At 61.2% G+C, this 22291-nt stretch carries 29 protein-coding genes; 10 read left to right on the top strand and 19 right to left on the bottom strand.

The window, feature by feature from the left end; all coding sequences use genetic code 11:
* Window positions 1–16 precede the first annotated feature (16 nt).
* Window positions 17–889 carry a helix-turn-helix transcriptional regulator gene (locus X756_RS164575; RefSeq protein ID WP_023711149.1) on the top strand — a complete coding sequence of 291 codons (873 nt, stop codon included), beginning with the start codon at window positions 17–19 and terminating at the stop codon, window positions 887–889.
* Window positions 890–924: 35 nt separating this feature from the next.
* Here X756_RS164575 and X756_RS164580 read toward each other — a convergent pair whose 3' ends face one another.
* From X756_RS164580 to X756_RS1000000169660, 10 genes are all read right to left on the bottom strand, one after another.
* Window positions 925–1896, bottom strand: coding sequence for a tripartite tricarboxylate transporter substrate binding protein (locus tag X756_RS164580; protein ID WP_023728243.1), 972 nt, complete (start codon window positions 1894–1896; stop codon window positions 925–927).
* Between the two features lie 146 nt (window positions 1897–2042).
* The gene (locus X756_RS164585) at window positions 2043–2558 is read right to left on the bottom strand and encodes a hypothetical protein (protein WP_023686120.1); all 516 of its coding nucleotides are present in this window, start codon (window positions 2556–2558) and stop codon (window positions 2043–2045) included.
* 92 nt (window positions 2559–2650) lie between these two features.
* Entirely contained in the window at window positions 2651–3586 is a 936-nt protein-coding gene (locus X756_RS164590; protein WP_023686119.1) for a ribose-phosphate pyrophosphokinase, read from the bottom strand.
* 141 nt (window positions 3587–3727) lie between these two features.
* Complete coding sequence (locus X756_RS164595) at window positions 3728–4324, bottom strand: hypothetical protein (RefSeq protein WP_023728242.1); 597 nt, start codon at window positions 4322–4324, stop codon at window positions 3728–3730.
* Between the two features lie 55 nt (window positions 4325–4379).
* Window positions 4380–5531, bottom strand: coding sequence for a Xaa-Pro peptidase family protein (locus X756_RS164600; RefSeq protein WP_023728241.1), 1152 nt, complete (start codon window positions 5529–5531; stop codon window positions 4380–4382).
* Window positions 5531–6325 carry a peptidoglycan editing factor PgeF gene (gene pgeF, locus X756_RS164605; RefSeq protein ID WP_023728240.1) on the bottom strand — a complete coding sequence of 265 codons (795 nt, stop codon included), beginning with the start codon at window positions 6323–6325 and terminating at the stop codon, window positions 5531–5533. Before pgeF ends, X756_RS164600 begins: the two co-directional genes overlap by 1 nt.
* A 151-nt stretch (window positions 6326–6476) precedes the next feature.
* A complete protein-coding gene (locus tag X756_RS0133320; protein ID WP_031237653.1) occupies window positions 6477–7541 on the bottom strand; it encodes a class I SAM-dependent methyltransferase in 1065 nt (354 codons plus the stop codon).
* Window positions 7538–8422, bottom strand: coding sequence for a prolipoprotein diacylglyceryl transferase (lgt, locus tag X756_RS164610; protein WP_023728239.1), 885 nt, complete (start codon window positions 8420–8422; stop codon window positions 7538–7540). Before lgt ends, X756_RS0133320 begins: the two co-directional genes overlap by 4 nt.
* Window positions 8423–8525: 103 nt before the next feature.
* The gene (locus tag X756_RS164615; RefSeq protein WP_023683720.1) at window positions 8526–8765 is read right to left on the bottom strand and encodes a BrnA antitoxin family protein; all 240 of its coding nucleotides are present in this window, start codon (window positions 8763–8765) and stop codon (window positions 8526–8528) included.
* A gap of 82 nt (window positions 8766–8847) precedes the next feature.
* Window positions 8848–9084 carry a hypothetical protein gene (locus X756_RS1000000169660; RefSeq protein WP_023672030.1) on the bottom strand — a complete coding sequence of 79 codons (237 nt, stop codon included), beginning with the start codon at window positions 9082–9084 and terminating at the stop codon, window positions 8848–8850.
* A gap of 77 nt (window positions 9085–9161) precedes the next feature.
* Between X756_RS1000000169660 and X756_RS164620 the strand changes: the two genes are divergently transcribed.
* The 3 genes from X756_RS164620 (at window position 9162) to X756_RS164630 (ending at window position 10646) form a co-directional block, all read left to right on the top strand.
* A complete protein-coding gene (locus tag X756_RS164620; protein WP_023711152.1) occupies window positions 9162–9464 on the top strand; it encodes an accessory factor UbiK family protein in 303 nt (100 codons plus the stop codon).
* 315 nt (window positions 9465–9779) lie between these two features.
* Window positions 9780–10280: a YbjN domain-containing protein gene (locus X756_RS164625; RefSeq protein ID WP_006202532.1), complete on the top strand. Its 501-nt coding sequence runs from the start codon at window positions 9780–9782 to the stop codon at window positions 10278–10280.
* A gap of 6 nt (window positions 10281–10286) precedes the next feature.
* A complete protein-coding gene (locus X756_RS164630; RefSeq protein WP_023672028.1) occupies window positions 10287–10646 on the top strand; it encodes a tRNA-binding protein in 360 nt (119 codons plus the stop codon).
* A gap of 10 nt (window positions 10647–10656) precedes the next feature.
* Here X756_RS164630 and X756_RS164635 read toward each other — a convergent pair whose 3' ends face one another.
* The 4 genes from X756_RS164635 to X756_RS164650 all read right to left on the bottom strand — a co-directional run bounded on the left by X756_RS164635 (window position 10657) and on the right by X756_RS164650 (window position 14645).
* On the bottom strand, window positions 10657–11679 hold the full coding sequence (locus tag X756_RS164635; RefSeq protein WP_023728238.1) for a glycosyltransferase family 1 protein: 1023 nt from the start codon (window positions 11677–11679) through the stop codon (window positions 10657–10659).
* Between the two features lie 222 nt (window positions 11680–11901).
* Window positions 11902–13317, bottom strand: a complete 1416-nt coding sequence (locus X756_RS164640) for an ATP-binding protein (RefSeq protein WP_023672026.1) — start codon at window positions 13315–13317, stop codon at window positions 11902–11904.
* 88 nt (window positions 13318–13405) lie between these two features.
* A complete protein-coding gene (locus X756_RS164645) occupies window positions 13406–14125 on the bottom strand; it encodes a response regulator transcription factor (protein WP_023672025.1) in 720 nt (239 codons plus the stop codon).
* Complete coding sequence (locus tag X756_RS164650) at window positions 14112–14645, bottom strand: MarR family transcriptional regulator (RefSeq protein WP_023683723.1); 534 nt, start codon at window positions 14643–14645, stop codon at window positions 14112–14114. Before X756_RS164650 ends, X756_RS164645 begins: the two co-directional genes overlap by 14 nt.
* Before the next feature lie 244 nt (window positions 14646–14889).
* Between X756_RS164650 and X756_RS164655 the strand changes: the two genes are divergently transcribed.
* The 3 genes from X756_RS164655 (at window position 14890) to X756_RS164665 (ending at window position 17113) form a co-directional block, all read left to right on the top strand.
* A complete protein-coding gene (locus tag X756_RS164655; protein WP_023728237.1) occupies window positions 14890–15783 on the top strand; it encodes a branched-chain amino acid aminotransferase in 894 nt (297 codons plus the stop codon).
* Between the two features lie 145 nt (window positions 15784–15928).
* Window positions 15929–16243, top strand: a complete 315-nt coding sequence (locus tag X756_RS164660; protein ID WP_023686110.1) for a hypothetical protein — start codon at window positions 15929–15931, stop codon at window positions 16241–16243.
* A 231-nt stretch (window positions 16244–16474) separates the two neighbouring features.
* Complete coding sequence (locus X756_RS164665; protein WP_023728236.1) at window positions 16475–17113, top strand: MBL fold metallo-hydrolase; 639 nt, start codon at window positions 16475–16477, stop codon at window positions 17111–17113.
* Window positions 17114–17181: 68 nt separating this feature from the next.
* On the opposite strand, the gene X756_RS164670 is transcribed toward X756_RS164665, so the two are convergent.
* The 3 genes from X756_RS164670 to X756_RS164680 form a co-directional block, all read right to left on the bottom strand.
* Entirely contained in the window at window positions 17182–17607 is a 426-nt protein-coding gene (locus tag X756_RS164670; protein WP_023728235.1) for a BA14K family protein, read from the bottom strand.
* A 193-nt stretch (window positions 17608–17800) separates the two neighbouring features.
* Complete coding sequence (locus tag X756_RS164675) at window positions 17801–18013, bottom strand: cold-shock protein (RefSeq protein ID WP_023672019.1); 213 nt, start codon at window positions 18011–18013, stop codon at window positions 17801–17803.
* 352 nt (window positions 18014–18365) lie between these two features.
* The gene (locus X756_RS164680) at window positions 18366–18578 is read right to left on the bottom strand and encodes a cold-shock protein (RefSeq protein ID WP_006202520.1); all 213 of its coding nucleotides are present in this window, start codon (window positions 18576–18578) and stop codon (window positions 18366–18368) included.
* 486 nt (window positions 18579–19064) lie between these two features.
* Here X756_RS164680 and X756_RS164685 point away from each other — a divergent pair, with 486 nt between their 5' ends.
* From X756_RS164685 to X756_RS164695, 3 genes are all read left to right on the top strand, one after another.
* Window positions 19065–19466, top strand: a complete 402-nt coding sequence (locus X756_RS164685; protein WP_023728234.1) for a Kazal-type serine protease inhibitor domain-containing protein — start codon at window positions 19065–19067, stop codon at window positions 19464–19466.
* Between the two features lie 284 nt (window positions 19467–19750).
* On the top strand, window positions 19751–21103 hold the full coding sequence (locus X756_RS164690; protein ID WP_084569817.1) for an HD domain-containing protein: 1353 nt from the start codon (window positions 19751–19753) through the stop codon (window positions 21101–21103).
* Between the two features lie 53 nt (window positions 21104–21156).
* Entirely contained in the window at window positions 21157–21690 is a 534-nt protein-coding gene (locus tag X756_RS164695; RefSeq protein WP_023728232.1) for a hypothetical protein, read from the top strand.
* 125 nt (window positions 21691–21815) lie between these two features.
* On the opposite strand, the gene X756_RS164700 is transcribed toward X756_RS164695, so the two are convergent.
* Both X756_RS164700 and X756_RS1000000169220 read right to left on the bottom strand, forming a co-directional pair.
* Window positions 21816–22028 carry a hypothetical protein gene (locus X756_RS164700; RefSeq protein WP_023728231.1) on the bottom strand — a complete coding sequence of 71 codons (213 nt, stop codon included), beginning with the start codon at window positions 22026–22028 and terminating at the stop codon, window positions 21816–21818.
* 90 nt (window positions 22029–22118) lie between these two features.
* Complete coding sequence (locus X756_RS1000000169220; RefSeq protein ID WP_023683725.1) at window positions 22119–22256, bottom strand: hypothetical protein; 138 nt, start codon at window positions 22254–22256, stop codon at window positions 22119–22121.
* Window positions 22257–22291: the final 35 nt, after the last annotated feature.

Genomic DNA, 22291 nt, shown 5'->3' with positions numbered 1-22291 from the left:
AAGTGGGCCATAGCCGATGCCACATGGCAGGGACATCTTCCGCGCCGGCAATGCCGATCTCGGCCGATTGCACGAAAGCCGCTGGCAGTGGCTGGAGGAGGTTTCCGGGCCGGCGGTGGCTTTGCCGACCGAATATCCGGACGGTTACCTCGTGCCGCAACACCGCCACAGCCGCAGCCAACTGCTGCATGCGCTGGTCGGTGTCGTGCTGGTGACGACCAGGTACGGGCGCTGGATGGTGCCGCCCGACCACGCAATGTGGATACCGGCCGGCACCGAGCATTCTGTCGAAATGCTGGGCGACGTCTCGATGCGCTCGGTCTATGTCATGCCGGGCGCTATCCCCGGCCTGCCGGAAGGCTTGCGTGTCGTCGGCGTCACCGAGCTGATGCACAGCCTGATCGTAGAATCGGAAAAGCTGCCGCAAGGTGGCGAACTGGAAGGCCGCGGCGGGTTGATCATGAACCTCTTGCTGCACGAGATCCCGACCTTGCCGGAACGGCCGCTCGGCCTGCCGTTCCCGTCTGATCCCAGGCTGGCGGCGCTCTGCCGACGCTTCGTGGCGGCACCGTCGCCGCATGCCACGATCGACGAGTGGGCCGATGCCGCGGGGATGAGCCGGCGCTCCTTCACCCGCGCCTTCCAGCGCCAGACCGGACTGTCCTTGTCGACTTGGCGCCAGCAGGCCTGCCTGTTTGCGGCACTTCCCAGGCTCGCCGATGGCGAGCCGATCACCAGGGTGGCGCTCGACCTCGGTTATGACAGCGTGCCGGCATTCATAACCATGTTCAAGCGCATGCTCGGCGCCTCGCCGCGCGGCTATATGCGCGGCGCCCGCGACGAAGGCATGCGGCGGGCTCAGCCTCGACTTGAGGCCCCGGCGCCGTAGCGCCAGGAAAAGCCCGCAGTACTTTGCCGTAGGCCCTAGTCCAGCTGAACGCCGCTGGCCTTGACGATCGGTCCCCATTTGGCGAGTTCGGCCTTCACATGCACTCCAAGCTCTTCCGGGGTGGAGGCCACGATCGAGGCGCTGAACTGGGCCATGCGGGCGATCACATCAGGGTCTTTCAGGGCTTCAACTGCCGCCTTCTGAAGAACGGCGACGACCTCCGGCGGCGTGCCTGCGGGCGCGAACAGAGCGTTCCAGCTGTAGGTTTCATAGCCGGGAATGGTTTCGGCAATGGCCGGTATGTCGGGGAAGGAGGGAACGCGCTCCTTGGTGGTGACGCCAAGCGCTCTCAGCGTCCCGCTCTTGATATGGCCCGATGAAGAGGGGAGGTTGTCGAACATCATCGGCACCTGATTGCCGATAACGTCGTTCAAGGCCGGTCCGGCGCCCTTGTAGGGAATGTGCTGCATACTGACGCCGGCCATCGTCTTGAAAAGCTCGCCGGAGAGATGCAGCGGGGTGCCATTGCCTGATGAGGCGTAGGCATATTTGTCCGGGTCCTTCTTCAGCATCTCGATCAGTTCCTTGACGTCCTTGGCGGGCAATTCAGGGTTTACGACCAGGACGTTTGGCACCAGCACGAGCAACGATATCGGCGCAAAATCCTTCTCCGCGTCGTAGGGCTTTGTCTTCAGGATCAGCGGGTTGAGCGCGTGGGTTGCGACCGTGCCCATCAGGATCGTGTAGCCGTCCGGTTCGGCTCGGGCGACCTGGGCAGCGCCGATGCTGCCCCCGGCGCCGCCGACATTTTCGACGACAATCTGCTGGCCCAGCTTTTCGGACATCTTGTTGGCGACCAGGCGCGCGACCAGATCCGTCGAGCCACCGGCGGAAAAGGGGACAACCATGGTGATGGTCCGGTCCGGAAAATCGGCGGCCCAGGCCGCCGGTGCTGAAAGGGTGGCTGCGATGGAAACCGCGAGCCCGAGCAAAGTCCTACGCCGCATCTGCTACTCCTCCGTTGATTGGAGGGGCAGTATGGCCATGGTGAACTCCTCGCACAATGCAACCATGGACTGACTGCCCGCCTCAGGAGATCGGGCTTGACACCGATGCTTCGGTTGGCGTGCGCGAGAACGCCTCACCCCTCAGTTCAATCAGCCTTGGTCCAGCTGAAAACAAGCCATTTGTATCGTGACGTCTCTTCAGGCTCGGCCGTGTAGGTCATCTGCATGTCGCCGCCCTCGGCGTAGATGTCGAGCCTGGGCGCCGTGTCCAGTTCGAGCCACAGGGAATCGTTCTTGAACGACCATGTCCCGCACCAGACGCAAGGCCCCGATGCCGGGTCACCCGGTTGGTGAAAATTGTAGCGGCCGTCCGCCGTGATCTCCAGATAGTCGAAGGCGCCATAAAAGGCGGTCACAGTCTGCTGAAATTCGGTCGCAGACGCTTCCTGGTCGGGCTTCGCCGGCTCTTTCAGATCACGCGGTGGCCGGATTGCGGACCCTGCGATGCTCCATTTGCCGATGAAATCCTTTTCGGTGGGAAGATATTCCGTTTGCGCCTGCGCGGTCGAAACCGGAGCGATTGTCGGCGCATAGGCCGCGCTGGCGATGCCGATCGCGAGAAGCATTCCTGCGATGCCTGCAGCCTTGATTCGATTGCGCATCAGCTGGCTCCTTTCACGACGGTTTGGGGCAGATTCCAAAAAGGAGATTACCCCCGAGCCAGGCCCGTGGGCACGCTTTTGGGCAACATGGATTAATCGAACAGGCTCGACACGGACTCTTCGGTCGCTGTGCGCGAAATCGCCTCGCCCATCAGGTCGGCGATGGAGATGACGCGGATATTCGGGGCGTCGAGCACGCCTTGCGTCGGCTGGATGGAATCGGTGATCACCAGTTCCTGCAGCTTCGAGCCGCTGATCCGGGCGACCGCACCGCCCGACAGCACGCCGTGGGTGATATAGGCGGTGACGCTGGTAGCGCCGTTGGCGAGCAGCGCATCGGCGGCATTGCACAGCGTGCCGCCGGAATCGACGATGTCGTCGATCAGCAGGCAATCCTTGCCGGCGACCGCGCCGATGATGTTCATCACTTCGGATTCACCGGGACGTTCGCGGCGCTTGTCGACGATGGCCAGTTGTGCGTCGAAGCGTTTGGCGAGCGCGCGGGCGCGCACCACGCCGCCGATGTCGGGCGAGACGACGACGACATTGGCAAGCTGTTTGTATTTTGCCTTCACGTCGCGGGCCATCACCGGCACCGAGAACAGATTGTCGGTCGGAATGTCGAAAAAACCCTGGATCTGGCCGGCATGGAGGTCGAGCGTCAAGACGCGGTCCACGCCGGCGCGGGTGATCATGTTGGCGACCAGCTTCGCCGAGATCGGTGTGCGGCCCGAGGCCCGGCGATCCTGCCTGGCGTAACCGAAATAGGGGATGACCGCGGTGATGCGCTTGGCCGAGGAGCGCATGAAGGCATCGATCATGATGAGCAGTTCCATCAGATGATCGTTGGTCGGGAACGAGGTCGACTGCAGGATGAAGACATCCTCGCCGCGCACGTTTTCCTGGATTTCGACGAAGATTTCCTGATCGGCGAAGCGTCTGACGCTGGCCTTGCCCAGCGGGACATTGAGATAGCGGGCGACCGCTTCGGCCAGCACCCGGTTGGAATTGCCCGCGAAAAGCTTCATGCACCGTTCCTGGCGAAGGATGGGGAGGTCCTCTTAATCGGGCTTGTAGCGAGCCGTGCCGGTATTGCAAGCCTCGTTGACGGGAATCCGCCGGCTAATCTCAAAAACGTCAACAGTGAACGGAAGCCGGTAACAGGCGGATCAGCCGGCGCTGCCGCCGAGCCAGGCCGCGAACTGGTCGATCGTCTGGTCGGCGATCGCCTGCATGGTAGCGGGTGCAACCGCGGGCCAGCCTTCGGCGGCATTGACCGAGGGCGCCTTCTGCTGGCCATTGATGCGGTGTAGCCGGCTGCCAGCGGGGTCATAGACGTCCCAGACATAGATAACGGTGGTATCCTTGCCTTCCGTCATGGTCGAGAAGTAGCCCTTCAGCACATGGGTGGCGGCCTGGTCGGCGCTGCCGGCAAGGGTGATGCCGCGCTGCTTGGCGCGTGTCTGCAGTTCGGCCGTCAGCGGCGTTGCCGCTTCCACGGAGGCGCCGACGATCGGCGCGATCTGCAGCCGGGTCTTCGACAAAGCGGCGGCGCTCTGCGCGGGGTTGGCGGGTGTCGTGGCGCCGACGGCCGGCGCTGGTGTGGCGGCGGGCGCAATGCCCGGGGCAGCCAAGGGCTGAGCCGGTTGGGCCGAGGCTGCCGGCGGCGTGATGGCGGACGGCTCAAGGACGTCCTTGGCGTTGGTGCAAGCGGCCAGCACAAGCGCTGCGAGCAATGACACGGTCGTCACGTGCGATCGTCTCATCTGCCCGAAAACTCCTTAGTCGTGAACGCCCCCGCGTGGACCAACCATTATGGATTCACTGTACGATCAAGTCGAGATCATGGCGTGAAAGCGGCTTCGGCTGGGATTCGGTGGTCAGGTAGGTGCGGCCAAGCGTCATCGCCGTCCCAGTTTCGGAGTCCATGATGATCATGTGCGCGAACAATGTCATGTTGGGCGCGATCGGCTCGGGATTGCCCTGGTAGAACATCGGCATGTCCATCCAGGACGGGGTGAAGCGGGCGCCGACGGAATAGCCGCAGGCATTCAACCGATGCTTGGTCAGGCTGTGCGCCTCCAGCGTGCGGGCATGCGCGTCGAAGACGTCGCCGAAGGTGTTGCCGGGCGTCATCGCCTTCTCGACCGCCAGAAGAGCCGCGCGGGCGGCGTCGAACAGCTCCTGATGGCGCTTCGACGCCTTGCCGGTCAGCACGGTGCGCATCATCGGCGCGTGATAGTGATGGAACACGCCGGCCCATTCGAGCGTCAGCTGATCGTTCTTGGTCAGCTTGCGGCGCCCGGCCTTGTAGCGGCAGAGCAGCGCGTCGATGCCCGAGCCGATGATGAATTCATTGGCCGGATAGTCGCCGCCGCCGGCAAACACCGCGCCCTGCATGGCGGCAAGGATCAGCGCTTCGTCGCCGCCCTGCTTGATCAGCGGCAGGGCCGCTTCGAGCGCGTCATCGGAAAGGTTGGCGGCCTTTTCGGCCTTGGCGATTTCAGCCGGGCTCTTGAACAGGCGCAGACGGCCGACAATACCGGAGGCGTCGGCGATCTGGCCGAAGGTCTGCAGCTGCTCGTCGACGCGGCGGCCATTGAAGGCGGTCAGGCCATGGGTGTCGTATTCGACGCCGATGCGGGCGCCGAGGAGATTGAGGTCGTTGAGCAGGTTGCGCAGGTCGACCGCCGGGTTGGCGCCGTCGCGGTCGGTCCACAGCACGATGTTGTCGACGATCGATGTGTGGCGCGCCTGGCGCAAATCGGCCGAGCGGGTGAGCAGCACCATCGAGCCGTCAGCCTTCACAACCAGGCACTGGAAGAAACAGAAGCCGAACGTGTCGTAGCCGGTTAGCCAGTACATGCTCTCCTGGGCGAAAAGCAGTACAGCATCGAGCTTCTTTTCCGTCATCTCGATCATCAACCGGTCACGCCGGGCGTCAAATTCCGACCGTTCGAAATGCAGCGCCATTATCCGTTCTCCAAAACAATTGCCGAAACCTGCCGACCGTAGTCCGGTTCCTTGCGATGCGTCGCGCGCCGGTAGGAAAAGAAGAGATCCTCCTCGGCATAGGTGCAGCGGCCAAGCCCCTCGGCGGTCACGCCAGCCTTCTTCAGCCGGTCGACCGTATAGAGGTTGAGATCGAACATTGCATGCGCCGGATTGGCCGAAGGCGCGAAATAGCCGATGTTTTCGGCATCGGCTTCGACGAAACGGGCGACGAATTCCGGCCCGACCTCGTAATTGTCGGGGCCGATCGAAGGACCGAGAACCGCAATGATGCGCTCACGGCGGGCGCCGAGGCTTTCCATCGCGGCAATGGTGTTTTCAAGCACACCGGTGAAAGCACCCTTCCAGCCGGCGTGTGCAGCGCCAATGATGCGCGCTTGCGCATCGGCGAACAGCACCGGGCCGCAATCGGCCGTCGAGGCGCCGATGGCGATGCCCGGCCGGTCGGTGACGATGGCGTCGGCCTTGGGCCGCGGGCCGGGAAAGGGTTCCCTGGCAATAACGACATCGGGCGAGTGGACCTGATGCGCGGTCAGGAGATGGCTGGCCGGCACACCCATCCAGGCAGCGACGCGGCGGCGGTTCTCGGCGACCAGCATCTGATCGTCATCCAACCCGGTGCCGATGTTAAGTCCCTGATAGATGCCGCCGGAGACGCCGCCGATACGGGTGAAATAGCCATGGCGGATACCTCGTGGCTTGGCCGCTTCCAGCAGCGGCGAGCGAACAGGATCCGGTTTGGTCTGATTCAGCATGGATGGGTTTGTTGTCCGCGCCGGCGTTTTCGTCAAGGCGAAGTTCGGCCGAGTGATTGCGACAGTGCTGCCGCGTCGACTTTGCATTGGCCAAAAGCAGGCATGCGACCACAAGCGACATGGCGGGACGGCTTGTAACGATCTCTGAGGGTCAGACTGGCTGATGCGGCAGGATTTTCAGGATTTTGAACAGCGTGCCCATGCCGTCGGGTCCGGCCAGGCGCTCGACGGCATCGGCAATGGTTTGTCGTGCCTCTTGGCTTGCCTGGCTGCCCAACTGGCCAGCTCGCTCAAGCAATCCCATGCCAAGCAGAAAGTCGCCCTGCGTCGCCAATTCCACATCGAGGCCATGCGCCCGCACGACGGCGGCCAGTGCCGCGAAGTCGACATGGGCGGTGAGATCGGCTTCGCCGGGATTGGCCAGCACATCTTCGGGGGCGTGCCTGCGCACGGCCTGCAATGTGTCGCCGAAACCGGGCTGGAGATGGCCGTAATCGGGGAACAGCCCGGCGCCGCCGTGGTCGGCTATGCGTTCGGCAATGGTCGCCATCAGTGCCGCGCGGGCCGGTGCTATTTCGAAAATAGAGCCTTGTGGCGCCTCGGTGGCGTCTTCCGGCAGCAGCGTCGCCTCGACCGAGCCAGCGCCGGCGAAGAAGCTCAACTCGTCTGAGACATCGAGGCCGATCACCCGTTCGCGCCAGCCGGCGCCGGCGCGGATGAACTGGCGGATCGGCACGGCATCGAACAATTCGTTGCCGACGATCAGCAATGGCGCCTGCGGTAGCGTGGCGATGGTTTCGTGCCAGCCGAGCTCAACCGAACTTTCGGCAAGCGTCTGCTTCTGGATTTCGGTTAGCCGCGGGCTGGTCTCGACCAGAGCGAAGGACGCTCCGGCGGCGATAGCCGGATCGAGCCGCGTCAGGGTGCGAAGCATGTCCTTCATCAGCGTGCCGCGGCCAGGCCCGATCTCCGCGATGGTGACCGGCAGCGGTCGGCCGATCGCCAGCCAGGCCTGATAGAGCCAGACGGCGACGAGTTCGCCGAACATCTGGCTGATCTCGGGTGCGGTGACGAAGTCGCCGGCGGCGCCGAACGGCTCGCGCGTGGTGTAGTAGCCGTCGCTGGGATCGAAAAGGCAGAGCGCCATGTACTCGTTGACGGGGAGGGGCCCGAGCGCGCCGATCAGGTCGACGATGCGGGTCTTCAGCCGTGTCATGCCGGCTGTGGTTGCGGCGCCGGTTTGGCGGTGGCCATCGCCCAGATGCCGGCCAGCACCATCGGCAGCGACAGCACCATGCCCATGGTGAGCCAGCCGCCGAGGAGGTAGCCGAGCTGCTGGTCGGGCTCGCGGAAGAACTCGACGAAGATGCGTGACAGGCCGTAGCCGCAAATGAAGGCGCCGCCGACAAAGCGCGACGTCTTCAGCTTCAGCCGCGAATGGGTGAGGAAGCGCAGGACCAGGAACAGCACCGCGCCCTCGAGCAGCGCTTCGTAGAGCTGGCTCGGATGGCGAGGCTCCAGGCCCGCGACACAACCCGCCACGGTCTGCTGGAGACGCTCGTTGCAGAAGACGACGCCCCACGACACGTCGGTCACGCGACCCCAGAGTTCGGCATTGACGAAGTTCGCGATGCGGACGAGGCCGAGCCCGACCGGCACGCCGGCTGCCACCACGTCGAACAGCGTCCAGGTGCGGATGCCGCGCTTGAGGGAAAACAGCGTCATGGCGAGGATGACGCCAAGCAGGCCGCCATGGAACGACATGCCGCCCTGCCAGACGGCGAAGATGTCGAGCGGGTGGTCGATATAGCGCTTTAAATCGTAGAAAAGCACATAGCCGGTGCGTCCGCCGAGCACGACGCCGACGGCGGCCCAGACGATGAAATCGTCGAGGTCGATCGGCTTCATCGGCAAGACGCCATCAGGCCACAGCCTTGTGTTGGTGACGAGCCGCTTGGCGTACCACCAGGCGAACAGGATGCCGACGATATAGCCGATGCCGTACCAGTGCACAGCCAGCGGGCCGATCTGAACCAGGATCGGGTCGATGTTGGGTAAGGACAGCGACGCCATCGGCAGCGGGAAATAGTCGTTCAACAGGATCTCCTGGGAGGGCTCGCGTTAGGGCGCGGACCATGCGGCAGGGTTTTGGCTGGGTCAAGGCAAGGTGACGACAGCCTGATCGTCAGAGATAATGGGCTCAACCCTGCGGCTTGCCGGCGACCAATTGCCTGAGCGCATCGTTGATCCTGTCTTGCCAGCCGGGGCCATCTTCCTGGAAATGGTCGAGCACGGCGCGATCGATCCTGATCGAGACAAGCTCGCGAACGTTTGGTGCGGCGGAGGGTTCGCGAATGGGAGGCGCGGGTTTCTTGACCGGCTTGAAGGCCGCTTCAGCGGCTTCCATCGGATTGGTCGGTCGGCGCGGGGGCGTTGCCATTGGTTGATCCTGAATGAGAGTGACTCTTGCCTGAGCAAGTCGTGAGGAAAACTAGGCCGCTGGTCTGCGAAGACCAGTAACTTCACTTGGTTCTCTCTGCCATTGCCCTGTATTTGGCTTCAAGCCTGTCCAGCACCTCGTCGCCAGGCTTGACCCGGCCCGCATCGGCATCCGAAATGCCCTTTGCGAGTGCTGCATCGAGTGCTGCAAAGCGCTTCTCCAAGTCCGCACTGTCCGTCACGGCAACCGTCGTTCCAAGAATCCATTTGCGATAATAGCAATCTGTCGGCCGGACCGTGAGCCAAATCGCGTCCGACATGAAGCCGCACCAGCTTCAACGTTCTTGCATTCCGCAGGCAGTGCCACTACGTCAATTCGAGCAAGCGAGGATTTGCCATGTCAACCGGACCGAACCGCATTCTCGATGAATTCGCCAAGCTGATGACCGATGCTGCGGGTGCCGCACAAGGCGTGCGCCGCGAGGTGGAGACTGCCTTCAAGGGGCAGGCCGAGCGCATCCTCAACACCATGGATGTGGTGCAGCGCGAGGAGTTCGAGGCTGCCCGCGACATGGCTGCCAAGGCCCGCGAAGAAAACACCAGGCTGGCCGCCCGCATCGACGCGCTCGAGGCCAGGCTTGCCGAATTGACCGGACAGGCCGCACCTGCGGCTGCGGCAAAGCCCAAAGCAAAAAAATAAAATTTAAACTTTTCCACAAAGCACAATCCGAAAAAGTGCTTTGCCGTGAATCGTTTACCGGCAATGCATGAATCTTTGTGACAGCGCCTTTCCACATGCTGATGACGCAGTGCGAAAAATTAGGCTGTTCACGCGACTCCCGATCAATAGACTGAATTTGTTGCATGATTCGGAGCAGGGTCATGCGGCCGGGCGGTGGGGTCCGGTCCGGGGTCTTTGTGTCGTGAAGTCCTGGCCGTCCGAGTTCAAGACAAATTGTTCGTCGTGTGTGCCCCGCGGAGCGTGTGGCGCTCCCCTGAACACAGGAAGCATTCCATGGAACTTCTCGAACTCGAATTCTCCCGCGAAATCCATCCGGTGGATGTCATCGAGCAGGTCGCCCATAACAATGACTGGTCCTTCGAACGGGCCGGCGATGACGAAATCTCGATCTCGGTTGCCGGCAGCTGGACCGACTATCACGTCTCCTTCTCATGGATGGAGGATTTCGAGGCGCTGCATCTGGCCTGTGCTTTCGACATCAAGGTGCCGGAAGCCCGCGCGCTGGAAGTGATGCGGCTGTTGTCGCTGATCAACGAGCAGATGCTGTTTGGCCATTTCGATCTCTGGGAGCAGGAGGGCGCGATCATGTTTCGCCAGTCGCTGCTGCTTGCCGGCGGGGTCGAACCGTCGAGCCAGCAGGTCGAGGTGCTTTTGTCGTCGGCGCTTGAAGCCTGCGAATGCTATTTCCAGGCCTTCCAGTTCGTTGTCTGGTCGGGAACCTCGGCCAAGGATGCGCTGGCCGGTGTCCTGTTCGAGACCTATGGCAACGCTTGAGCTTCCATGAGTTCGAGCAGCGCGCGCAAGCCCGAGATCAGCTTTGCCGATTTTGATCGTGTCGACATCCGTGCCGGCACGATCGTCGAGGCCGAGCCTTTCCCCGAGGCGCGCAAACCCGCCTTCAAGCTGAAGATCGATTTCGGCCCTGAGATCGGCGTGAAGAAATCCTCGGCACAGATCACGAAATACTATGCGCCGGAAACGCTGGTGGGACGGCAGGTGTTTGCGGTGGTGAATTTCCCGCCGCGCCAGATCGGTCCGTTCATGTCCGAAGTGCTCACGCTCGGCTTCCCTGATGAGGAAGGCGCCGTGGTCCTTGGCGCCATCGAGCGCAAGGTGCCGGACGGCGGCAGGTTGTTTTAGGAAGATTGCGTCAGGCGGCCAGCTTGCGCCTTGTGCTCAGCGCCTCTTCGACCGTGTCCATGAACATTTCGGCGCAGGCTTTCCAACTGTAGCGCATGGCGCGTTCGCGCGCCTCGGCGCGGTCGACATTGAGCGCGGCGAGCGAGGCCTCGCGCAGATCGGTCGACACCGCGCCGCCGATGCCGTCGCCGACAATGTCGATCGGTCCGGTGACCGGATAGGCGGCCACCGGCGTGCCGCTGGCCAGCGCCTCGATGATGACGTTGCCGAACGTGTCGGTGCGGCTGGGGAAGACGAAAACATCAGCCGAGGCGTAGATCTCGGCCAGCTCATCGTTCGGGCGATGGCCGAGGAAATGCGCCTGCGGGTACTTCGCCCTGAGCCTGGCCAGTTCCGGTCCTTCGCCGACGATCACCTTGCTGCCGGGCAAGTCGAGATCGAGGAAGGCGCTCAGGTTCTTCTCGATGGCGACGCGGCCGACGCACAGGAATACCGGGCCAGGGAAGCCGAGGTCCTTCTTCTTGTCGGGGCGGAAGTAATCGGTGTCGACGCCCCGCGTCCACGGCCTGAGCTTGGTGAAGCCTCGCGACGCAAGGTCCTCCGCCAGCGACTGGGTGGCGACCAGCGTGCCTTGTCCGGAATTGTGGAAATCACGCAGCCAGCGATAGGCCCAGCTCTCCGGCACCGGCAGGCGGGCGCTGAGATATTCGGGAAAGCGGGTGTGATAGCTGGTGGTGAAGGGACGGCCGGCATTGCGGCAATAGCGCCGCGCCATGATGCCGAGCGGGCCTTCGGTGACGATATGGATATGGTCGGCCTTGCGAGCCTCGATCAGCCGCGCGACATGGCCGGGCGTGGTCAGCGCCAGCCTGATGTCGGGGTAGGTCGGCAACGGCAAGGTGCGAAAGATGTTCGGGGTCAGGAAGTCGACCGCAACGTCGAAGGTTTTCAGCGTTTCGGTGAGCCGCTCCAGCGTGTGGACGACGCCGTTGACTTGCGGCCGCCAGGCGTCGGTGACCATCAGGATGCGCATGGCGGTCCTTTGCTCGGGTCGACGGTTGCCTTGATGCGATAGCGGTACGGCCCGGCTGCCCTCGCTTCGCTCCACCGCACCCGGGCAGGCACGAGGTCGAAGTAAGGCGGCTGAGCCGAATCAACTGAGGTCGCGCGCTTCATGCGCGCTCTTGACCATGGTTTCATGACGCGCGGATGAAGGTGGTTTTTGGCCGAGCCCGACTTCCAGATCATGCTTTGGTCAGGCGGGCACTTTGATCACCGCCCGCAGGCCGCCGAGCGGGCTGTCTTCCAGCATGATGTCGCCGCCATGGCTGCGGGCAATATCGCGGGCGATAGAGAGACCAAGGCCGGTGCCGCTGGCGTCGAGGTTGCGCGCCTCGTCGAGCCGCACGAACGGTTTGAACACGTCCTCGCGCTTTTCCGGCGGGATGCCCGGACCGTCATCGTCGATGGTGACGACGAGTGAGCCGCGGCCGTGATCGGCGCTGATCTCCACCGTCTTGGCATAGCGCAAGGCATTGCCGGCGACATTGGACAACAGCCGGGCGAAAGCGTGCGGGCGCACATGCACGTCCGGATCACCGGCAAGCACGGTCGATAGCTTGCGCTTGTGCAGCGACGCCTCCTCGCCGAGCTTTTGGAAATAGGCCTCGAGATCGAAATGGCCGGCATCTTCCGACGCTTCGCCGCGGGCAAAAGCGATATAGCCTTCCAGCATCGACTGCATGTCGTCGATGTCCTGGTTGAGCGCGGCCTTGGTCTCGGGCTTGCCGCCGGCCAGCGCCAGCTGCAGCTTGAAGCGGGTGAGGATGGTTCTGAGATCGTGGCTGACGCCGGTCAGCATGGCGGTGCGCTGTTCCAGCTGGCGTTCGATGCGCTCGCGCATCTGGATGAAGGCAAAGCCGGCCCGGCGAACCTCCTCGGCGCCGCGTGGGCGGAAATCGCGCGGCATCGGCCGGCCCTTGCCGAAGCTTTCGGCGGCCTCGGCCAGAGACAGGATCGGCCGGATCTGGTTGCGAAGGAAGGGGATGGCAATCGTCAGCAGCACCAGTGACGTCCCGACCATCCAGATCAGGAAGATGTGGGTGTTGGAGGCATAGGCCTGGCTGCGGCGCACGAAGACGCGCAGCACCTTGCCCTCGAGCTGGATGCGGACCTCGACGATGTTGGAATTGCCGACCGTGTCGATCCAGAACGGGCGGTTGATCTGGCGGGTGATCTCGGTGGAAAGGACGTCGTCAAGGATCGAGAAGAAGGGCTTGGGTCCAGGCGCCGGCAACGGGTCGGGCGGCAAGAGGTCGACCTTCAACTGCATGCGGTCCTGGGCGATGCGGATGATGTTCGCGTAGTCGCCATCGTGCGGATAGGTCTCGATCATGTCGATGATCGCGGCGATGTCGCGCACGGTGGCCTGCGACAGGCGCTGCGTCACGGTTGCCCAGTGGCGTTCCATGAAGTCGAAGGCGACGACCGACTGCAGAAGGATCATCGGCGCGATGACGATGATCAGCGAGCGGGCATAAAGCCGCTTGGGCATATAGAACGCAACCAGCCGCCAGAACCGCTTCCAGGCACGCGGCATTGCTTTCAGCGCGCGTGATACGCGCGCGCCAAAGCCGCCCTGTTCCGGCCGTTCCAGTTGCGTGGTCGCCATTTGTCCTTTCGCTGGGTCAATGGCCGCTGGTCGATGCCGCTGGTCGATGGCCACACATCTATGGCCAAGGGCGGCCGTCAGCGGCATTCTATTCCACGCTGAGCCGATACCCAATACCGCGCACCGTCTGCAGCCAGACCGGATTGGACGGATCGCGCTCGATCTTGCGGCGCAGGCGGTTGATCTGGACGTCGATGGTGCGCTCGCCGACTTCCGAATCGTCGCCGACAAGCTCGTGACGCGGGATCGTTTCGCCGGCCCGCGCGGCAAAGATCGCCAGGATCTCCTGCTCGCGGTCGGTCAGCTTCAGCGCCTCGCCGCCCCGCTTCAGCTCGCGCCTGGCGATCTGGAAGGTGTAGGGGCCGAAGACCAGCTGCTCGACCTTGGGCGTCGTCGCCGGGCCGCCGCGGCGCAGAATGTTATTGATGCGCAGGATCAGTTCGCGCGGGTCGAAGGGCTTGGGCAGATAGTCGTCGGCGCCGGCCTCGAGCCCGGTGATGCGGCTGTCGGTTTCCGATAGCGCGGTGAGCATCAGGATCGGTACGTTCTTCTCCGCCCGCAGCGCCTTGGTGAGGTCGACGCCGGTCTCTCCGGGCATCATGACGTCGAGGACAAGGAGGTCGAAGTCGAGTCCGGCGAGCTTTCGCCTGGCCTCGCCGGCATTTCCGGCGACTGTGACGCGAAAACCGTTTTCGGTCAGATACTGCTTGAGCAAATTGCGAATGCGGGTGTCGTCGTCGACCACAAGCAGATGCGGCGCGTCATCGTCCGGCGCCGTCGGCTGGTCCACCCTCTCAATGGTCTCCATGGCTTTTCCCTGACATGTTTGCAGGCACAATGTCGATCTGCGCCCTTAGTTCCGGATTGACCATGGCTTCCAGGAATCGTTCGATCAAGGGACGCTCGCTGGCTCCGGAATCTTCCAATGCAGCACGGATGCGGCGTGACTGTGGCCGCGCCAGGGCCAGCGCCAGGGCGCGCCCCTTGGCTGTCGGATAGAGCTCCCGCTGGCGGCGGTCGCGCGGACCCTGCAATTGCACGATATGGTCGGTGTCGATCAACTGCTTGAGCACCCGCGCCAGGCTCTGCTTGGTGATCTTGAGCACGTCGAGCAGTTCAGCGACCGTCAGTCCCGGCCGGCGGTTGACGAAATGCAGCACCCGGTGATGGGCGCGGCCAAAGCCGTAATCGGCCAGGATCTGGTCGGGATCGGAAGTGAAATCGCGATAGGCAAAGAAGAACAGTTCGATGATGGCGAAGTCGATGCCGTCTTCGTCGGTGATAGGCGTCTTGATCGGTTTTCCGGCAGCTGGGCTTCGATCCGTCATCATTTCTCCGTCCATAGAGGGAAATTATGTCAGTACTATTGACGTAATTTCCCTGCAATGGTAATTTTTGGCAAGCTTTTGGGCGGATTGCGAACGAAAAGGCAAGGGAGTGCAGTTTTTCCGGAACTTCCTGAGTTTGCCAGAGTTCGATTCTCCGCTTACGCTTCAAGGGCCGCCCGACGCGGCTGTCGCGCACCAAAAACAACACCAATGATATGCGGGTCGCCGCCCGCGGGAGGTTTCCATGGCATCCGTTCCCTTCGACCAACTGGACGGCTTCATCTGGATCAACGGCGAGTTCGTCAAATGGGCCGACGCCAAGATCCACGTGCTGACCCACGGCCTCCACTATGCCAGCGCCGTCTTCGAGGGCGAGCGCGCCTATGGCGGTGCCATCTTCAAGCTCAATGAGCACAACGAGCGTCTGCATGAATCAGCGCGCCTGCTCGGCTTCAATATTCCCTATTCCGTGGCCGAGCTCAATGACGCCTCGACCACGCTTCTGAAGAAGCAGGGTTTCCAGGACGCCTATGTCAGGCCGATCGCCTGGCGCGGCAGCGAACAGATGGGGGTGTCGGCGCAGAACAGCCGCATCAACTGCGCCATCGCCATCTGGCAATGGCCGAGCTATTTCGACCCGGCGCAGAAGCTCAAGGGCATCCGTCTCGATCTGGCGGAATGGCGCCGGCCCGATCCGCGCACCGCGCCGTCGAAGTCGAAAGCCGCCGGCCTCTACATGATCTGCACCATGTCCAAGCATGCCGCCGAGGCCAAGGGCTATGCCGATGCCATGATGCTCGACTGGCGCGGCCAGGTCGCCGAAGCAACGGGCGCCAACATCTTCTTCGTCAAGGATGGCAAGATCCACACGCCGAAGCCCGATTGCTTCCTCGACGGCATCACCCGCCGCACCGTCATCGGCCTCGCCAAGGACCGCGGCCTTGAAGTCGTCGAGCGCGCCATCATGCCTGAGGAACTCGAAGGCTTCGAACAGTGCTTCCTCACCGGAACGGCAGCGGAAGTGACGCCGGTCTCCGAGATCGGTCCGTACCGATTCGAGGTCGGCGAGATCGCCAAGACTTTGATGAACGACTATTCTGCTGCGGTGCAACCTAAGCATGCGATAGCCGCAGAATAACGAAAGTCACAGCTTTTTTCGCAAGCAGGGGCGGTTTTGAGGCCCGCCCCTTTATTTCAGCATCTGTGCATTTGACTTTCGTATAATTCAGCGTCTCATGATGGTGTCGGCCCGGGAGGCTGGCAGCTATGGAGGGACTAGGTTCATGGATACGAATACGCTCATTGCGCTCGTTGTACAGGTAATTGCAGGTGTTGTCGGTGGTCAGGCGGTCGGCGTTGCGCTGAAGAATGCGGCGATGGGCCAGCTGACCAAAATCATCGGTGGCGCCGTTGGCGGCGTCGGCGGCGCGGCGATCCTCGGCAGCCTGCTCGGCGGCACGGCCGACCCGGCAGCGGCTGCCACGGCAGCGGGCGGATTGGGCGATACGCTGAACCTCAAAAACCTGCTCGGCGGCGCCGGCGGCGGCGCCATCCTGACCGGCATCATCGGTGCGGTCATGGGCGCGATGAAGAAGTAAGCCAACTAGATCATTCACCGTTTCACGGCGAATGATCTAGTTTGTTGTTTTACGCAATTCCGGACGGAAAACCGCTTTACACTTTTCCTGGAATTGCTTGAGACTGAGGCTTCGTCAAATGGGCGGCCGTTGGGCCGCCCATTTCTGTTTTAGGACGGACTGTTTGCCTTTCAGCAGTGGACGGCCTTCGCCCACGCCTCTACATCACGCTGGAACAGCGAAAGGACAATCATGGGTCAGCTCAATGCCGGCATCGTGCCGGTCACGCCTTTCCAGCAGAACTGCACCATCCTGTTCGACATGGATGACAAGCATGGCGTCGTCGTCGATCCGGGCGGCGACATCGACAAGGTGCTGGCGGTGCTGAAGGACAATGCGATCACCGCCGCTGCGATCTGGATCACCCATGGCCACATCGATCACGCCGGTGGCGCCGTGGAGCTGAAGGAAGCACTCGGCATCGAGATCGTCGGCCCGCACGAAGCCGACAAGCTATTGCTCGACAATCTCGAGAACCAGGGCCAGCGCTACGGCATTACCGGGGTGCGCAACTGCGTCCCCGACCGGTTCCTCAGCGAGGGCGAGACGGTTTCGTTCGGCTCACATATATTCGAGGTGCTGCATTGCCCCGGCCATGCGCCTGGCCATGTCGTATACTACAACCGCGCGGCGAAGTTCGCCCATGTCGGCGATGTGCTGTTTCGCGGCTCGGTCGGGCGCACCGACCTGCCGGGCGGCGACCATGCTGCGCTGATCGCCTCGATCAAGAACAAGCTTTTGCCGCTCGGTGACGAGATCGGTTTCATCTGCGGCCACGGCCCGGGTGGCCGCTTTGGCGAGGAAAGGCGGACCAATCCCTTCCTGACTTAGCGATGTCTTTCTGCCAACAAAAAAAGCGCTGGCCTTGCGGTCAGCGCTTTTTTTGGGGCAGGGAAGCGTCAATTCGCGACGCAGAAATGCTGCTCACCGTCATTGCCGGTGAACGTGCCGCTGCGGGCATTGAAGCTCCGGTAGCGGTCCGAGCAGTATTCGTACCAGTCGCGGGTCCACGGCTCGGCATAGCGGTCGGCATAGACGACCCGCGGTTCGGCATAGTAACGGCGCACCGGCGCCGGCCGCACTTCGCGATAGTCATAGTCGTCCTCATAGCTGCTGTAGCGCGGCTGCGGGTTGCTCAGCGCACCGGCGATCAGAGCGCCGGCCGCAAGGCCGACGACACCGGCCGCAAGCGCGTCGCCATTATGATGACGACCATGGCCATGATGCCAGCGGTTCCAGTCCTTGGCATTGGCGGCAGGCAAGGTGGCGAGGGTGGTCGCGGCGAGAGCGGCGCCCAGGATGGCGGTCTTGAAAATGCGATTCATTTTGGTCTCCTTCGTGCCGGCCCGGATAGTTTTCGGGGGATGCGGTCCAGCCTGGGGGACGATTAATAGAAGACCGTGGCTGAACGGGGGCTGAACGGAATTGGCTGATACGATCCAGTTCTTGCGGCAAAACCAAGCGCGTACGCAAGGCGCTCCGCCTCGTCAATCTCCGTCCGGACTGTCTTGAGCCGGCTTAGCCGACCGACAGGTTGACGGCCTTCGGACCCTTGCCGCGCTTGTCCGGCTCGGTGTCGAATGTCACTTTCTGTCCATCCTCCAGACCGGAAAGACCCGAAGCCTGCACGGCCGAAATATGAACGAAGACATCCTTCTGCCCGTCGTCGGGCGTAATGAAGCCGAAGCCTTTGGCATGATTGAAGAATTTGACAGTGCCGGTCTGCGGCATGGGAAGCTCCCTTTGATCCCATAAAGTCCAGTTTCGGGCCGGCAAATGCCCGAAGGGAAATTTGTCCTTTATTTTAGCGCTATCGGCAAGAGAAAGTTTTGGCCAGGGCGGCAACGCTGAAGGCTGGTCAAATAGATTGTTGCACCGAAGGCAATTCGCGCCAGACGATTGCTCCGGCGATCAGCCACGCCATGGACCGGTAGAGCGTCCTTTGCCTGCGGCGACGGCGGACATGAAAAAGGCGCGACCAGAAACGTCGCGCCTTCGAAACTCTGGACGGCTGACAAAGCCGGTTCAAACACGCTTGAGGTGCTTTTTCGAGCGCCCTGACGGGCGCGTGGGCACCGCCGGTTCAGGCCGCGCGGAGGTTGACCGCCTTCGGACCCTTGCCCATGCGGTCGGGTTCAACGTCGAAGGTGACCTTCTGGCCGTCGACGAGGGTACGCAGGCCCGAGGCCTCGATCGCGGAAATGTGGACGAACACATCCTTGGCGCCGCCGTCGGGCGTGATGAAGCCGAAGCCTTTGGTCGCGTTGAAGAATTTAACGGTGCCGGTCTGGGCCATTGGGGAAACTCCTTCACCCGTGTCAGTCTTGTGGTTTGCCCGCCGCCTGGCATCGTGGGCAAGTCCCGGTGGTTGCTTCGGCAGTCCTGCATTTGCGCATGGTAAAACCCCCCGCCGAAAACGGGGCCGTCAGAGATTCACAGTATCGGGGAAAGGTCGTCCAAAACGTTCCGCTCTCCGGGTCGCAAATGCCCGAACACAAAATTTATCGCACGGAAACGTGATCGTTGCAAGATAGCGCCGCGGGCCGCGTCCATCGACGCGTCCCGACGCAGGCGCTTCGATAAACCCGGCCTCTTGAGAGTTCACCAGCCAGAGCCCGGCCACGCATGGTCCAGCGGTCTGGTCCAGGGCCAGACCAATGCGGGGGCGAGGCATCGCATGGCTCCGCAGCGCCGCAAACGGGGGTTGCATTTGGCAAGGGAATGGCGAGGATCGACAGGCGCGTTTTGCGCCGGGACGGGGGGTCTCGAGGGAGGCATATTCATGAGATTTCTTGCGACGATCTTCTCGCGCCAGGGTTTTACCATTCTCTTCCTGTCGGGTCTTCTTGCGGCCTGCACCGTCGTCGTCGATGACGGGCCGGGACCCCGTCCGCCACGGCCTGAACCGCAATTCTGCAGCAAGCAATATGAGCCGGTCTGCGCGCGGCGCGGTGGCGACCGCCAGACCTTCGCCAATGCCTGCCTCGCGGAGCGCTCGGGCTACCGCATCGTGCGCGACGGCCCTTGCCGTGACGGCGGCGGCGGCGGCAGCGAAGAGCCGACGTTCTGCACCCGCGAATACGCGCCCGTCTGCGCCCGCCGGCATGGCGAACTGCGCACCTTCCCCAATGCTTGCGAGGCTCGTGCCGCCGACTATCGCGTCGTCGACAACGGTCCGTGCTAGGGGGCCTCTCGGACCCAACACGAGAAGGTCCGCTGGCAGGTGAGCAGGCACTTTCCTTACTTCCTCGGGAGAGGTGCAGAGTCTAGGCGGTCGGGGCATTTGAGGGAGCACACGTCGGGCCTCTCGTTTGCCAGAACGAGAGAGGGAAACGCAAACGCCTCGACGAGCGAGTGTCCGCTACTGAGGCATTGAGACTGGATTCAGTGCACTGATCGATTCGCAATATTTTGAAGGATTGCGAATCTTCGATTAGTATAGCTAACTAGTGTCGGGGGGCACTACCGATGTCGCGGCCAAAATTCTTCCGAGACCCTGTACACCTGCAAATTCGGTTCGACTCTGTAAATTTGGCTGCGCCTGCAAAGGGCTTGTCAAAAGCGGAGCAGATAAGTTGGGCATTGCAAAAGCTCATTGATACCGAGTGCTTTCAGCGCCTTCGACTTATTAGGCAGAACGGCTTAGCCAACTTCGTGTTTCACGGCGCTGAACACTCTCGCTTTTCTCATAGCATAGGTGTCCAGCACGTTGCCCGGTTGATGTTCGAGCGCATTTGCCGAAACCGTACAATGGAGGAAAACCTAGACGACAAAATGGAGGTTTTACTGGCCTCCTTGCTTCACGATGTGGGCCACGGAGCCTTTTCTCATACGTTAGAAGAAATATTAGAAGGAAATGGCATTGAGTTTCATCATGAAACTATGGCGAGGTCATTTATAAACTCTGATGGACCCATAAGAACTATTCTTGATCAAATTGACGACAAATTACGAGATAGAGTTTCTGCCTTTTTTGATTTCAAGCTGAGATCGGCGGATCACTGGAAATTCAAGATCGTGTCAAGCCAGATGGATGCCGACAGACTTGACTACACGCAGCGAGATGCCTTGTCTTGCGGAATAAAGGGGCATGGTTTTGATTTTGAACGGCTTATAGACCTACTCGATATTCATGACGGAAAAAGCATCGCAGTGGATAGAGGCGCGATTGAGGCAGTTGAGGCTTATTTGGTTACAATAGATCAACTGTATAGGGCTATCTATTATCACCAAGCGGTTCGAGCCGCAACGCAGATGCTTCTGTCGCTTTTCCGGCGGGCGTATGAGCTTTTTCAGAAGGGCGACAAATCTATATTCCCTGCCGTCGACGGGATCGCTCACCCACTTGTGGCCATTTTGGAGCAAGGTTCAAAAGTTAGTATCGTGGCCTATGGACGGGTCTCTGACGCGACTATTTGGACGCTAATCGAGCATTGGAGGCATTCAAAAGATTTCGTAAGGTCCGATCTAAGTTCAAGGATTATGACCCGGAGTCTACTTAAGTCTATTTCTATAGAGGACATAGGTTACGCAAAAATAACCGCAAAACGGGAAAAAGCGCTGGAGATAACGGCTGGAATTGTGGGTGAGGAGGCTGCCGGATTTTATGTCGCAGTCGATGATCCCTCTCGGACTAGTTACAAAGGCTATAATTTTACCCCGGAATCCTTCGATGAATCAATTTGGCTGACAGGAGCCGGAAAGAAGGACCAGCCGATTGAGGAGGATGCGGACAGTGCGATAGTCAAAGCTTTGAAAAATAAGCACTATTTTCCTCGTTTGATCGTGCTCGACCAAGTTCGGGATGTTTTGTTGAAGTAGTATGTTCATTGTTTGTTCCGCGTGCTATCATAGGGAGAAATGGGAGAGTGACGATGGGACGACCTAAGACCGTGCTGGGCATCCTCCGAATTGTGCACGCATCCGGCGATGCTCTTGATACCCGAATACGGCTGCAGAAAGAGACCTTCCTGCTTGCGGCCTTAGGGTTGGAAGATTTTGATATAACTGATTTTGAATATCACCACTATGGACCTTACAGCCGAACGGTGTCCGATGCCCTTCAATTTGCTGTTTCTTTTGGCCTCCTTGAAGAGTATGTGGAATATTTTGATGATAGCTCGAACGGAAACTCCAGATATTCGTATAAATTAACCGGTGATGGTGTTGAATTTATTCAGGAGAATGAAACTAGTCGACCTTTTGATAAGGCTGATCAGGTTCATCTAATGAATAAGAAGCACTGGCGCTGCTTGGAGCTAGCTGCTACGGCGAAATATCTCGAATTGAGGGAAGGCTTTGTTAGCGCAGACGAAGCATTTGTTGAAGCAGTTAGATTAAAGCCCGCTACGAAGGCTTACTACGATGAGGCAAAAGCTCTGCTTGAGAAGCTTGAACATGGTACATGATTTGTTCTTTGGTCGCTAAGACTTGGAATGTGACCGGCACTTCCCACAACGGATGGGATTGTTAGCATGAGTCGTGCTTCGAGGCTGCGAAAACAAGCTGCTATAGCGTTTGGTTGCCACTAGGCTCATCTCAAACCTACGCCGGGGCCGGCGTAGAGCTCGCTGCCGTCCTCGTCGCAGATGCGCACGCGGTCGGGGATCTGCGGCATGGCCAGCGTATGGAACAGCGCGGTGGCACCTTGCAGGGCGGCGCGCAGGTTGGGCGCTTCCAGCGACACTTTGTCGAGCGTGGCTTCGTCGGCGTCGCGCGAACGGTAGAACTCGATGAAGAAGTTCAAGCACGCCTCCGTTGCAGAGTTTTGCGCGAGATCGTCAGTCCGAGATCGTCAGTCCATTGCCGGCAGGTGCGCCAGGCGCGCCCTGCCTGGTCAGCCCTTCGACTTCGGCTTCAGGCTGCTCTCTGCCTGCTTGACCGAGGAACCGAACGGGGAGGCGGCCTTGGCCACCACCTTGTCTTTCTTGGGCTTGCGCGTTTCGCGATTGCTGCGCTGCTGACCCTTGGCCATCTGTCTGCTCCTTCGTACGTGCTGGGTGGGTGCGG

It is taken from the genome of Mesorhizobium sp. LNJC405B00, from assembly GCF_000502615.1.
GTDB lineage: Bacteria > Pseudomonadota > Alphaproteobacteria > Rhizobiales > Rhizobiaceae > Mesorhizobium.
This window is presented reverse-complemented; position numbering and strand designations above follow the sequence as displayed.